The sequence below is a fragment of the Amycolatopsis magusensis genome (assembly GCF_017875555.1).
In the GTDB taxonomy this organism is placed as follows: Bacteria; Actinomycetota; Actinomycetes; order Mycobacteriales; family Pseudonocardiaceae; genus Amycolatopsis; species Amycolatopsis magusensis.
In genome coordinates this window covers 6,772,842-6,784,966 of sequence record NZ_JAGGMS010000001.1, presented here as the reverse complement: position 1 = coordinate 6,784,966, position 12,125 = coordinate 6,772,842, and the positions used below count along the sequence as shown (strand labels likewise).

The 12,125-nt window shown below is 70.9% G+C and carries 12 protein-coding genes and 1 riboswitch; of the genes, 6 read left to right on the top strand and 6 right to left on the bottom strand.

The window, feature by feature from the left end; translation table 11 throughout:
* Positions 1–81 precede the first annotated feature (81 nt).
* Positions 82–930 (top strand): SGNH/GDSL hydrolase family protein, encoded by an 849-nt coding sequence (locus JOM49_RS30120; RefSeq protein WP_209667562.1) that lies wholly within the window; start codon positions 82–84, stop codon positions 928–930.
* A 251-nt stretch (positions 931–1,181) separates the two neighbouring features.
* On the opposite strand, the gene JOM49_RS30115 is transcribed toward JOM49_RS30120, so the two are convergent.
* Complete coding sequence (locus JOM49_RS30115) at positions 1,182–1,745, bottom strand: TetR family transcriptional regulator (RefSeq protein WP_209667561.1); 564 nt, start codon at positions 1,743–1,745, stop codon at positions 1,182–1,184.
* A 112-nt stretch (positions 1,746–1,857) separates the two neighbouring features.
* Between JOM49_RS30115 and JOM49_RS30110 the strand changes: the two genes are divergently transcribed.
* Positions 1,858–3,426, top strand: coding sequence for a GMC oxidoreductase (locus tag JOM49_RS30110; protein WP_209667560.1), 1,569 nt, complete (start codon positions 1,858–1,860; stop codon positions 3,424–3,426).
* Between the two features lie 29 nt (positions 3,427–3,455).
* On the top strand, positions 3,456–4,637 hold the full coding sequence (locus tag JOM49_RS30105; protein WP_209667559.1) for a lipase family protein: 1,182 nt from the start codon (positions 3,456–3,458) through the stop codon (positions 4,635–4,637).
* Here the strand turns inward: JOM49_RS30105 and JOM49_RS30100 are convergent.
* A complete protein-coding gene (locus tag JOM49_RS30100; RefSeq protein WP_209667558.1) occupies positions 4,634–5,374 on the bottom strand; it encodes a LysR family substrate-binding domain-containing protein in 741 nt (246 codons plus the stop codon). The genes JOM49_RS30105 and JOM49_RS30100 overlap by 4 nt on opposite strands.
* Between JOM49_RS30100 and JOM49_RS30095 the strand changes: the two genes are divergently transcribed.
* Positions 5,373–5,747 (top strand): DUF5997 family protein, encoded by a 375-nt coding sequence (locus tag JOM49_RS30095; RefSeq protein WP_209667557.1) that lies wholly within the window; start codon positions 5,373–5,375, stop codon positions 5,745–5,747. The genes JOM49_RS30100 and JOM49_RS30095 overlap by 2 nt on opposite strands.
* Positions 5,748–6,311: 564 nt before the next feature.
* Here JOM49_RS30095 and lexA read toward each other — a convergent pair.
* The 3 genes from lexA to JOM49_RS30080 all read right to left on the bottom strand — a co-directional run bounded on the left by lexA (position 6,312) and on the right by JOM49_RS30080 (position 8,989).
* Complete coding sequence (gene lexA, locus JOM49_RS30090) at positions 6,312–6,974, bottom strand: transcriptional repressor LexA (RefSeq protein WP_209667556.1); 663 nt, start codon at positions 6,972–6,974, stop codon at positions 6,312–6,314.
* A complete protein-coding gene (locus tag JOM49_RS30085) occupies positions 6,971–7,414 on the bottom strand; it encodes a PPOX class F420-dependent oxidoreductase (protein ID WP_209667555.1) in 444 nt (147 codons plus the stop codon). The genes lexA and JOM49_RS30085 overlap by 4 nt, the downstream gene beginning before the upstream one ends.
* A 66-nt stretch (positions 7,415–7,480) precedes the next feature.
* Entirely contained in the window at positions 7,481–8,989 is a 1,509-nt protein-coding gene (locus JOM49_RS30080; RefSeq protein ID WP_209667554.1) for a glycoside hydrolase family 43 protein, read from the bottom strand.
* A gap of 101 nt (positions 8,990–9,090) precedes the next feature.
* Positions 9,091–9,277, top strand: a riboswitch (cobalamin riboswitch).
* A gap of 53 nt (positions 9,278–9,330) precedes the next feature.
* Between JOM49_RS30080 and JOM49_RS30075 the strand changes: the two genes are divergently transcribed.
* Both JOM49_RS30075 and JOM49_RS30070 read left to right on the top strand, forming a co-directional pair.
* Complete coding sequence (locus tag JOM49_RS30075; RefSeq protein WP_209667553.1) at positions 9,331–10,320, top strand: ABC transporter substrate-binding protein; 990 nt, start codon at positions 9,331–9,333, stop codon at positions 10,318–10,320.
* A complete protein-coding gene (locus JOM49_RS30070; RefSeq protein ID WP_282773540.1) occupies positions 10,317–11,357 on the top strand; it encodes a FecCD family ABC transporter permease in 1,041 nt (346 codons plus the stop codon). Before JOM49_RS30075 ends, JOM49_RS30070 begins: the two co-directional genes overlap by 4 nt.
* On the opposite strand, the gene JOM49_RS30065 is transcribed toward JOM49_RS30070, so the two are convergent.
* On the bottom strand, positions 11,354–12,109 hold the full coding sequence (locus tag JOM49_RS30065) for a class I SAM-dependent methyltransferase (protein WP_209667552.1): 756 nt from the start codon (positions 12,107–12,109) through the stop codon (positions 11,354–11,356). The genes JOM49_RS30070 and JOM49_RS30065 overlap by 4 nt on opposite strands.
* Positions 12,110–12,125: the final 16 nt, after the last annotated feature.

The following is a 12,125-nucleotide window of genomic DNA, read 5'->3' as shown; positions in this document are numbered from 1 at the left end:
TGAATCCCGGTCAAAGTGTTGACCGAAATTCAAACCCGTCAGTAGCGTTCGCGTGACCCACCTCACCCCTCGGAGCTGACCATGGTCTCGGAACGACGTCGTTTCGCCCTGCCCGCCGCGGTGGCACTGGCCGCCGCCCTGCTCGTCCCCTCGGTGGCCTCCGCCGCCGAGCCCACCGGCCGGTACGTCGCCCTCGGCGACTCCTTCACCTCCGGCCCGCTGATCCCGAACCAGGTGTCCCTGCCGTGCCTGCGGTCGGACCACAACTACCCGTCGCTGGTGGCCGCCGCCCTCGGCGTGGCCGAATTCACCGACGTCAGCTGCGGCGGGGCGACCACGCGGGACCTGACCGGGCACCAGTTCGGCTTCGTCCCACCGCAGTACGACGCGCTCACCGAGGACACGGACCTGGTCACCATGGGCATGGGCGGCAACGACGTCGGCTTCGGGGAGATCGTGATCACCTGCAGCCTGCTCGCGGTCACGAACCCGGCGGGCGCGCCGTGCGAGAAGCACTACACCGCGGGCGGCACGGACCAGCTGCGTGAGCGGTTCGAGCAGTTCGCGCCCACGCTGGGCGCGGCGATCGACGGCATCCGCGCGCGGGCGCCGCAGGCGCGGATCGTGCTCGTCGGCTACCCGGCGATCCTGCCGGAAAGCGGCGGCTGCTTCCCGATCGTGCCGATCGCCGCGGGTGATGTGTCCTATTTGGACGGTGTGGAGCAGGCGCTCAACGAGGTCGTCGCCGAGCAGGCCGAGAGCCACGGGGTGGAGTACGTCGACACCTTCACCCGAGGCCACGACGTGTGTCAGGCGCCGGGCACCAAGTGGGTCGAGGGGCTGTTCCCGACCTCACTGGCTGCGCCCATCCACCCGAACCTGGCGGGCATGAAGGCGAGCGCCGGGGCGGTGCTGGCCCACCTCGGCTGAGGTTCCGGCCGGCTCGCGAAGGGTTGGGGGGCGGATCCCCCGCGAGCCGGCCAGGTTCCCCCGGTGGGATTCAGAAACCCCACAGGACCGGTTTCCCGGGGTGCTCGTCGCCGTCGTCGGCGGGCACGCCCGGCTCGATCGAGGTCACCGTGAGCGCGCTGGTTCCTCGACCGCGCGGTCACGCTAGCGCGGTTTCCCCGCCCACACTGTCGGTCGTTCGCACCACAATCCACTGTGGACCGCGATGGGGGTCAGGTCCGCGCGTCCTGGAACAGGCCGTCCAGCAGCACCTCGACCAGCCGCCGGGCCGGTTCCGCGCGGTCCATCGGCGCCGGGCCCGAGGTGAGCGCGGCTTCGAGCATTTCGAACAGCAGCGCCAGGTCGGCGGGCTGGATGTCGCGGCGCAGCGTGCCCTGGCGCTGGGCCTCGTCGAAGGCGGGCCGCAGCACCGCGATCAGCGCGTGGGTGAACTGGCGCTGGCTGCGCTCGGGCAGCTCCCGGAACAGGCGGACGAGCGGGCGCCGCTCGGCCTGCATGGAGAGCACGGTGTGCAGCAGTTCGCGGAACGACCGGCGCTGGCGCACCACCTTCTTCAGCGCCGCCAGGTGTTCAGCGGCCACCGCCAGGCCGAGTGCCTTGCGGTCGGGGAAGTGGCGGTAGACCGTCGCCCGGCCGAGCCCGGCGCGGCGCGCGATCTCGTCCAGCGCCACCACTTCGGCGTTCTCGGTGAACGCCTGGTCGGCCGCGCGCAGGATCGTCTCCCGGTTGCGGCGAGCGTCCACGCGCCGGGGTGCTGCCGGGGGCACGGAGCGCATGGAGTTACAGGCTACTCATGAGTAGTGAGACGGGCAATCCATTCACTCTCTCGCTTAGTCCCCCTACGGTTGCCCTCGGTAATCACCGCTCGTCTCCCAGGAGGACCCGCCTATGCCTACCGTGAGCCGCCGTTCCGTCCTGGCCGGTGCCGCGGCCGCGACCGGGCTGTCGCTGCTCGGCGCCGGCCGGGCCTCGGCCCGCGTGCCCCTCACCCGCGAGGAGCACCGCGTGGTGATCATCGGCTCGGGGTTCGGCGGCGGGGTCACGGCACTGCGGCTGGCGCAGGCGGGCGTGCCCGTCCTGGTCCTCGAACGCGGGCGCCGCTGGCCGACCGGGCCGGACGCCGAGACGTTCCCGCACGCCACCTCGCCGGACAAGCGGATGTTCTGGCTGGGCTCGGCGCCCTCGCTGCCGGGCATCCCGTCCGTGCCGTTCGAGCCGTACACCGGGCTGCTGGAGCAGGTCTCCGGCAAGGGCATGGGCATGATGTGCGCGGCGGGCGTCGGCGGTGGATCGCTGGTGTACCAGGGCATGACGCTGCAGCCGACGGCCGAGCTGTTCAACACCTGCTTCCCCGAGCAGCTCGACTACGCCGAAATGGACCGCGTCTACTACCCGCGTGTCGCGCGGATGCTGCGGGTCCGGACCGCGCCGGACGAGCTGATCGCGAGCAAGACCTACGCCGCCGCCCGGGTTTTCGCCCGCAGCGCCGAGAAAGCCGGCTACGCGGTGTCGAAGATCCCGATGCCGATCGACTGGGACTACGCGCTGCGCGAGCTGGACGGCGAAATGCAGCCGTCCTACACGAACGGTGACTGCGCGCTCGGCGTGAACAACGGCGGCAAGCACTCGGTGGACGTCACCTACCTCTCCGCCGCGGAGGCCACCGGGCTCTGCACGGTGGCGACCCAGCACAACGTCACCGAAGTGGCGAAGGCGGCGGACGGCCGGTGGGAGATCACCGTCGACCGCATCAACACGCGCGGCACGGTATTGGAGAAGAAGGTGCTTACCGCGAAGGCGCTCGTGCTGGCGGCGGGCACGGCGAACACCACGCGCCTGCTGATGCGCGCGGCGGCCAAGGGTGGCATCCCCGACCTGCCCGACGGCCTCGGCAGCGGCTGGGGCAGCAACGGCGACCGGATCTACACCTGGACCGACCTCGCCGACGACTTCGGCGCGCCGCAGGGCGGCCCGGTGGTCTACGGCAGCAAGGAGTGGGACGACCCGGCGCTGGCGAACACCGTCATCCAGGCGTCCCTGCCGCCGCTGCCGGACCTGCGGACCACCATGCTCGTCGGCTTCGGCATCAGCCAGGACCGCGGCCGGTTCGTCTACGACTCGGCCAAGGACGACATCGTCCTGCACTGGCCCGCCGGGGCCGAGCGCGAACTGAGCCGGCGCATCCACGAGCGGATCTCGCGGATCGCCGGTCCGCTGAGCGTGCTGGTGGACACCACCGCGATCGCGCCGACCACCTGGCACCCGCTGGGCGGTGCCGCCATGGAGTCGGTCTGCGACCTGGAAGGCCGCGTGCTCGGGCAACGCGGGCTCTACGTGCTCGACGGCGCGCTGATGCCCGGCACCACCGCCGCCTGCAACCCGTCGATGACCATCGCCGCGGTGGCCGAACGGGCGCTGGACCGCCTGGTCACCACCGAGGTCGACCGCGTTTTCTGAGGTAACCGGACTCAACGAGGAGTTCTCCGATGCGCAGTTTCCGCAAGACGTGGCGCGCCTTCGTCGTGGTGGTGATCGCCGCGCTGACGGTGTCCGCCGCACCCGCGCTGGCCGCCGACCCACCGCAGGGCCCGCCGGGCGACGCCTTCTACACCCCACCCAGCCCGTTGCCCGCCGGCGAGAACGGTGACGTGATCTGGTGGCGGCAGCTGCCGGGGCAGTCCGGCGTCCGGGGGTACCTGGTGCTCTACCGGTCGACCTCGGCCACCGGCACGCCGATCGCGGTGTCGGGGCGGGTGCTGGTGCCGTCGAAGGCGTGGACCGGGGACGGCGAGCGGCCGATCGTCTCGGTGGCCAGCGGCACGCGGGGCATCGGCGACTCGTGCGCGCCGTCGAAGTTCCAGCCGGACTACGAGAAACCGCTGTTCATCGACGCGATGCTGCAGCGGGGCTGGGCCGTGGCCATCACCGACTACGAAGGGCTCGGCACACCCGGCCTGCACACCTACGTGGTCGGGCAGTCCGAAGGCCGGACGGTGATCGACGCCGTCCGCGCGGCCACCCGGCTGCCCGCCGCCGGGCTCGAAGCCGGTGGCCCGGTGGCGTTCTCCGGGTACTCGCAGGGCGGCGGGGGAGCGGCGTGGGCCGGGGAACTCGCGCCCGAGTACGCCCCGGAACTCGACGTCGCCGCCATCACCGCGGGTGGCACACCCGCCGACCTGACCGCGGTGTCGCAGTACCTGGACGGCAGCATCGGCTTCGGGTTCCTGCTGCTGTCCGCGCTGGGCCTGGACGCGGCCTACCCGGAACTGGACCTGCCCGCGTACCTCAACGACAAGGGCCGCGAGCTGTACGAAACCCAGCAGGGCGCTTGTGTCGACGCGGTGTTCGGCTACGCCTTCGGGCACATCGCCGACTACACCACCAGCAACCCGCTGGCCGAACCGGACTGGCAGGCGCGCCTGGACGAGAACGAGCTCGGCGATCGGACGCCGGAGGCACCGATCTACCTGTTCCACGGCATCGTCGACGAGATCATCCCGCTGGCGCAGGCCCAGGAACTGCGCTCGAAGTACTGCGCGGCCGGGGTGGACGTGACCTGGGGGATCTTCGTCGGGGAGCACGTCACGACGCTGGTGTTCTCCGCCGGGAGCGTGCTCGGCTTCCTCGGCGAGCGGTTCGCGGGCAAGCCGGTGAAGAACAACTGCTAGGAGCGGCGGCGGGGCTTCCCACGTTTCGGCTTGGGAGCCCCGCCGGTGCGTTGTTGTTGCGGCTTCTTGCGTTTCACCGGGGAGGGTTCGGGCTGGCGGCCGCGGGTGCTGTTGACCGTCCGGCCGCGCACGATCCCGATGAACTGCTCCATCAGGTCGGTGGTCTCCTCCTCCAGCCACGACAACGCCACCGGTGACTCGGGGGCGTCGGTCAGCGGCCGGTAGGTGAGGTCGCGGCGGTGGTGGAGGCGCGCGAGCGACTGGGGCACCACCAGCAGGCCGACCCCGGCGGCGACCAGTTCGATCGCGTCCGCGGTGGTGGCCGGCCGGTGGGCGGCGAGTTCGCCGGGGGGCCGCGGCCAGTCGAGGGTGTCGTCCAGCGGGTGCAGCAGGACCTCGCCCGCCAGGTCCTGGATGGACACTTCCTCGGCGGCGGCGGTGAAGTGGTCCTTCGGCACCACGACCACGGTGGTCTCGGTGTAGAGCGGGATCGCGTGCAGGCCGGTGCGGTCGATCGGCAGGCGCAGCAGGGCCGCGTCGGCCTCGCGGTCGCGGACCTTCGCCTCGGCTTCGGCGGGGGTCACCTGGATCAGGTGCAGCGGGGTGCGCGGCAGGCGCTCGGCCCAGATCCGCACCCACTTGCCCGGCGTCACCCCCGGCACGTACGCGAGGCTGAACGATTCGGTCACGGCGGCCAGATTACCGGGCGTGATCGGGCTGGTTACCCTGGACCGCATGACGTCGCACAAGACCTCCCAGACGATGAAGCCCGCGACCGCGGCGAAGAAGCTGGGCGTGTACCTCGAAGCCACCCCCGCGCAGTTCCAAGAGGGTGTCGTTTCGCGCGACGAGCTGAACGCCCTGCAGGCCGACCCGCCCGAGTGGCTGCGGGACCTGCGCCGCAACGGCCCGCACCCCCGCCAGGTCGCCGCCGCGAAACTCGGCATCTCGATCGGCGGCCTCGCCCGCGCCGGCCTCACCGACCCGCTGACCACCGAACAGATCGACGCGCTCAAAGCGGAAAACCCGGAGTGGCTCACGCGCGAACGCGCCATCCAAGCCGAAGCCCGCAAAGAAGCCGCCCGCGCCAAAGAAACCCCGCGCCCCTAACCCCACCCTCCGGCACCCGAACCCCACACTCGCGCACGCGAGCTTCACGTTCAGGCACCCGAACCCCACACTCAGGTAGCCGATTCCTACGTTCAGGCAGCCGAGTTCGACGTTCGGACGGCCGAGTTCCACGTTGGGGACAGTCGAGTCTTACGTTGGCGGGGGGCGGGTCCCGCACTCGAGGGCGCGAATTCCACGTTCAGGAAGCCGAACCGCACACTCAGGCACGCGACTTCAACGTTCGGACGGCTGAACCCCACACTCGAGCACACGTGTCCGAGATTCAGGCCGCCCGAGTTCTGCGTTCGGGGGTGGGAACCCATGGGGCAGTCGCGCAGCGCTCGCGCCCCGAACGTCGAGTTCGGACGCCGGAACGCAGGACTCGGCTACCTGAACGCAGAACTCGGCTGCGCGAGTGCGTGACTCGGGTGCCTGAGTGTGGAACTCGCGTACGCGAGTGTGGGGTTCGGATGCCTGAACGCGGGGTTCGGGTGCCTGAGTGTGCGGTTCGGGTGTCTGAACGTGGGGTTCGGGTGCGTGAGCGTGGGGGTCGTATGCGGGGGGTTAGACGGTGCGTAGGACGGAGACGACTACGCCGAGGATGACGGCGTTGTCTCCGTCGAGGGGTTCGTAGGCCGGGTTCCGGGGTTCCAGGTAGACGTGGCCGTTGCGCCGCCGGTACACCTTGACGGTGGCCTCCTCGTCGATCATGGCGGCGACGATCTGCCCCGAGTGCGCTTCGGGCTGCTGGCGCACCACAACGGTGTCCCCGTCGCAGATGGCGGCGTCGATCATCGAGTCCCCCCGTACCTGCAGGCCGAAGACGGTGCCGCGCCCGGCGAACTGCCGGGGCAGGGTCAGGACGTCGTCGACGTGCTCGTCGGCGGAGATCGGGGTGCCCGCGGCGATGTGCCCGACCACGGGGACGCTCACCGAGTCGCCGTCCGCGTCGGGGCGGTGCGTGCCGCGCAGGAACAGGCGTACGTCCATCGGCCGCGACACCGAGCTGCCCCGCCGCAGGAATCCCTTCTCCTCCAGCGCCGCCAGGTGCTTCGACACCGACGACGAGGACCGCAGGCCCACCGCGTCCCCGATCTCGCGGTTGCTGGGGGAGTACCCGTGCCGGTTCACCCAGTCCTGGATGGTGACCAAGATGCGTTGCTGCCGCTCCGGCAGGGCCGAGGCGTCCAGGTACTCCAGGTCGTCGAAATCGTGGTAGGCGCTCACCCCGGAATGTTAGAACCCCCTCCACTGTGGACCTGATGCACCCTGCGCACCGCCTCGTACCACCGCGCGCCGACGGGCTCGCCCGCCAGGTTCCAGCTCCACGACACCGTCGGCGTGATCCGCAGGTACACCCCGGGGCCGACCATGCCGACCCGTTCCTGCGGCGCCCCGGCGTGCCCGTAGACCCGGATGCCCCGGGCGATGAACGGCTCCATCGACACCAGGTCGTCGATGACCAGCGCCACCTGGTCGTGCCCGCCCGCGACGTTGCGGACCTTGCGGGTGTGCACGACGGTGGCGCCGCCGCCGATCCAGAACCCCGTGCCGTCGACCTCGAACGCCACCGGCACCACGTCCGGCTGCCCGTCCGCCGAGACGGTGGACAGCCGGGCGAGCGGCTGCGAGCGCAGATAGGCGAGCTCTTCTTCGCTGAACGCCATCGCGGATGACTCCCTTCGCGCGGAATCTGTACTTCCTACACGAACGGCGTCACCCGCGATCGACACTCAGCCCGCCGGGCGGACCTCGACGTTGTCGAACAACGCCGAAGCGCCGAACACCCGGACCCCGTTCGAGCCGCTGGCGTGGGTGGTGTCGGTGACGCTGAGCTTCGGCGTGGTCAGGTCGTCGACGAACACCTGGATCGAGGAGCCGACCGCGGTCACCCGGAGGTGGTGGGGCTTGCCGATCGCGTCACTCACCGGAGCCGACGCCAGTTCGGTCCACGAGTTGTCGGCGCGGCCGAGCACGACCCGGCCCGCCGCGGTGATCCCGGCGTAGTAGCCCCGGTAGCTGTCGGTGCCCACCGCGGCGCCGGTCGCCCGGAAGATCACTCCGGCGTCCCCGCGGCTGGAGGTCAGCCGCACGTCCGTGTCCTGCGTGAAGTTCCCGAAGTTGGTGTCCAGCAACGCTTTCCCGCCCGCCGAGCGGTCCGCGCGCAGCTGCCCGGCCTTCGCCGTCCACTGCCCGCCGTAGGTCTTCCAGCCGAAGGTGTTGTCGTCGGCGAAGTTGTCCTCGACCTTCATCGTGATGCGCGCGATGGTGCCGTCTTCGTTGAAGTTCATCCGGTCGTAGGCGAGCTGGCGGTGGTTGCCGTTGGTCTCGCTGAGCGGGCGCCGGTGGTAGACGATGTACCAGATGTCGGTGCCGGGCACGTTGATCACGGAGTTGTGCCCCGAACCGCGTGCCACCGCCGGATCCTGCGCGAGCACCTTGTCCAGCTTGGTGAACGGCCCGAGCGGCGAGTCGGCCATGGCGTAGGACACCGAGTAGTTCGGCCCGGTCCAGCCGCCCTCGGACCACATCAGGTAGTACTTGCCGTTCCGCTTGAACATCTGCGAGCCCTCGACGTACTCCGGCGTCGGGGTGATTTCGCGGTAGGTGCTGCCGTCCTCGAAGGTGCCGAGGCTGGTCATGTCCTCGTTCAGCTTGACCACGTTCGCGTGGCCCCAGCCGCCGTAGTACATGTACGCCTGACCGTCGTCGTCGATGAAGACGTCCTGGTCGATGGGCTGCGCGCCGTGGTGGAAGGCGTCGATGAGCGGGTGGCCGAGCGCGTCGGAGTACGGGCCTTCCGGCCGGTCGGCGACGGCGACCCCGATGCCGCCGTGCTCGGAGTCGCTCTGGATGTCGTTGGCGGCGAAGTAGAGGTAGTACTTGCCGTCGCGCTCGATCGGCGCCGGTGCCCACACCGCGTACTTCGCCCACGACACGGATTCGGTGGTCAGCACGTTGCTGTGCTTGGTCCAGTGCACGAGGTCCTTCGACGAGAACGCGTCGAGGTGCGTCTGTTCGGCGTAGACCCGCGAGGTCGTCGGGAAGACCCAGTAGGTGTTGTCGTAGATGGCCACGTCCGGGTCGGCGTACCAGCCGTCGACGAACGGGTTGCCTGCTTCGGCGGTGCCGTAGTCCGGGACCTGTGCGGCCGAGGCGGGTGCGAGCCCCGCCACCATCGCGCCGGAGACGAGCAGAGCGGCGAGTGCCCGAGAAGCGGATCTGAACCGGGAAGCGGTCATCTTTGGGTTGCTCCTGCACCTTATTCAACAACAACGAACAACTTCGGAAAAGATTGCACGACATCCCACAGGCCGGTCAAGGGCCGCCCGGTGGGCCCCGTGATACGTTCTCCCGCGCCAGTCGCACCCACGCTCCGGGCGTGGGTCAGGGAATCCGGTGGGAATCCGGAGCTGACGCGCAGCGGTGAGCGGCGACGGGCAGGACAACGGCCACTGGACCCCGGTCCGGGAAGGCGTTCTGCCCGGACGACCCCGAGTCCGAAGACCTGCTGGCACCCCGGCGCGCCGGGGCCACCAGACCGCTGGGCTCCGCGTTCGGGCCCTCGACGCAGGGATCGCCCGTGCCCCAGTTCCGTTCCGCCCTGATCGCCGCCGCGCTGCTCCTCACCGCGTGCACGCCGGACCCCGCCGAAACACCCGCCACCAGGACCGCGGAGAACTGCGGGCACCGGGTGAGCGTGGCCAAGCCGCCCGAGCGCGCGGTCGCGCTGAACCAGGGCAGCGCGGAGATCCTGCTCTCGCTGGGCCTGGCCGACCGGATGGCGGGCACGGCCACCTGGACCGACCCGGTGCTGCCCGCGCTGGCCGCCGACAACGCGAAAGTGCCCCGGCTGGCCGAGAACAACCCGTCCTTCGAGGCGGTGCTGGCCGTCGAACCGGACTTCGTGGCGGCCTCGTTCGTCTCCACGCTCGGCCAGGGGGGCGTGGCCACGCGCGAGCAGTTCGAGCAACTCGGCGTGCCGACCTACGTCTCGCCGACCGACTGCCTCAAGGACAACGAAGCCGGCGGCGACGGGGTGCGCACCGAGACGCTGACCATGGAGGTCGTCTACACCGAGATCCGCCAGCTGGCGAGCCTGTTCGGGGTGGAGCCACGCGGCGAGCAGCTGATCACCGAGCTGAAGGGGCGGATGGACCGCGCGACCACGCACGCGCAGGACGTCAGCCTGCTCTACTGGTTCGCCAACGCCGAATCCCCTTACCTGGCCGGGTGTTGCGGGGCGCCGGGCGTCATCACCACCACGCTCGGGGCGCGCAACGTCTTCGACGACACCCACGCGGAATGGCCGCAGATCAACTGGGAGACCGTCGCCGAACGCGATCCGCGGGTGATCGTGCTCGGCGACCTCACGCGTCGCTCGCAGACCGCGGAAACCGGTGAGGCCAAGATCGCCTTCCTCGAGTCGCACCCGGTCACCCAGAACCTCGAAGCCGTGAAGAACAAGCGCTTCGTATTGCTCAGCGGGCAGGCGATGAATCCGTCGATCCGGACCGTGGACGGCACCGAGCAGGTCGCGCAGGCGCTGCGGAAGTTCGGGCTCGCCGGGTGAAGCGGCCGCGCACCGGGTCGCAGGTGGCCTGGTTCTGCGTGGTGGGGCTCGGCGTGCTCGTGCTCTCGATCGCGGTGGTGATCACCATCGGCCCGGCCGGGATCGGCATCGGCGAGGTGTATTCGACCGTGCTCGCGCACCTCGGCCTCGGCGAGCCGGTGCTCAGCCCGCTGCGTGACGGCATCGTGTGGCACCTGCGGCTGCCGCGGGCGCTGCTGGCCGCGGTCTGCGGTGCCGGGCTCGCCGTGTGCGGGGTGGTGATGCAGTCGCTGCTGCGCAATCCGCTGGCGGACCCGTTCGTGCTGGGTGTGTCCTCCGGTGCGTCGACCGGTGCCGTGCTGGTGGTCGTGCTCGGCGTGGGCGGCGGGGTGGTGTCGTTGTCCGCCGGTGCCTTCGCCGGTGCCGCGCTGTCGTTCGCGTCCGTGCTGGTGCTGAGCCGGATGCTCGGCGGCAGCACCGATCGCGTGGTGCTTTCCGGTGTCGCGGCCATGCAGTTGTTCTCCGCGCTCACCTCGTTCGTCGTGCTCACCGCAGCCGACGCCGAGACCACGCGCGGGGTGCTGTTCTGGCTGCTCGGCTCGTTCGCCAGCGCTTCCTGGACGGAGGTCGCGGTGGGCGCGCTGGTGCTGGCCGTGGCGCTGGGCGTGTGTTTCGGGCACGCCCGCACGCTGGACGTGTTCGCCCTCGGGCAGGACACGGCCGCCGCGCTGGGGGTTTCGGTGGGGCGCACGCGGATCGTGCTGCTGTGCGTCACCGCGTTGCTGACCGCCGCACTGGTCAGCGCGGCAGGCGCGGTCGGCTTCGTCGGACTGGTGCTGCCGCACGCGGCCAGGGCGCTCGTCGGTGCCGGGCACCTCCGCCTGCTGCCGGTGACCGCGGTGGCGGGTGCGGTGTTCCTGGTCTGGGTGGACACGCTGGCGCGCACCGCGCTCGACCCGCAGGAGGTGCCGGTCGGGGTGGTCACCTCGATCATCGGCGTGCCCGCGTTCGTCGTCATCCTGTACCGGACCTCGCGACCGCGGGCCCGCGTCGGTTAGCGAGCGGCGCGGGAAGCGGTGACTGCGAGGGTGGAGTAGTGCACGGTGAACTCGTCCTCGACCACCGCGGCGACCTCGTCGAGCACCGCGGCCGCCTGCTCCGGCGGGAGGTGGGTGAACGCGCCCGTGGTGGAGGTCAGCGCCAGCCATTCGTCGCGGGTGTAGCGCTGGTCCCACTCGTACCGCCGGTGTTCCGGGGTGGCGAACCCACCCGCGGCCCGGATGTCGCCGGCGGCCTTGTCGGCCAGTGGCTCGTAGCCGTGGGTCTTCACCTTGCGCAGGTCGAACGGCGGGTCGGGCACCGCGCGTTCGTAGGCTGCCGCGAGGGCGTCGTTCACCTCCGCCGGCGGGACGAAAGCGTGCCAGAACACGGCCAGCGTGCCGCCGGGGCGCAGCACCAGGGCCGCCTTGGCCACGCCCGCGGCCGGGTCGACCCAGTGCCAGGCCTGCGCCGCGATCACCGCGTCGAACCGCCGCTCGCCGGGCGCCCAGTCCTCGAAGGTCGACACCTCGACATCGATGCCGGTGCCGCGGGCGAACCGCGCCATCCGCTCGTCCGGTTCGACGCCGAGCACGGTGCACCCGGCCGCCTGGAACTGGCGGGCGGCGATCCCGGTGCCGCAGCCGACGTCGAGCACTTCGCGGCCCGGGCTCCTCGTGACGACGTCCGCCACCAGCGCGCCGGGGTAGACGGGACGCGTGCGGTCGTAGCGCTCGGCGTCCACGCCGAACGACTCACCTATAGTGGGCATGCGCCCACCCTAGTGG

Coding starts and splice junctions, on each gene's coding strand:
- JOM49_RS30095 (WP_209667557.1), top strand. CDS start 5,373: ATGACGTCGCACAAGACCTCCCAGACGATGAAGCCCGCGACCGCGGCG.
- JOM49_RS30115 (WP_209667561.1), bottom strand. CDS start 1,745: ATGCGCTCCGTGCCCCCGGCAGCACCCCGGCGCGTGGACGCTCGCCGC.
- JOM49_RS30105 (WP_209667559.1), top strand. CDS start 3,456: ATGCGCAGTTTCCGCAAGACGTGGCGCGCCTTCGTCGTGGTGGTGATC.
- JOM49_RS30065 (WP_209667552.1), bottom strand. CDS start 12,109: ATGCCCACTATAGGTGAGTCGTTCGGCGTGGACGCCGAGCGCTACGAC.
- JOM49_RS30100 (WP_209667558.1), bottom strand. CDS start 5,374: ATGCGGTCCAGGGTAACCAGCCCGATCACGCCCGGTAATCTGGCCGCC.
- JOM49_RS30120 (WP_209667562.1), top strand. CDS start 82: ATGGTCTCGGAACGACGTCGTTTCGCCCTGCCCGCCGCGGTGGCACTG.
- JOM49_RS30080 (WP_209667554.1), bottom strand. CDS start 8,989: ATGACCGCTTCCCGGTTCAGATCCGCTTCTCGGGCACTCGCCGCTCTG.
- JOM49_RS30085 (WP_209667555.1), bottom strand. CDS start 7,414: ATGGCGTTCAGCGAAGAAGAGCTCGCCTATCTGCGCTCGCAGCCGCTC.
- JOM49_RS30110 (WP_209667560.1), top strand. CDS start 1,858: ATGCCTACCGTGAGCCGCCGTTCCGTCCTGGCCGGTGCCGCGGCCGCG.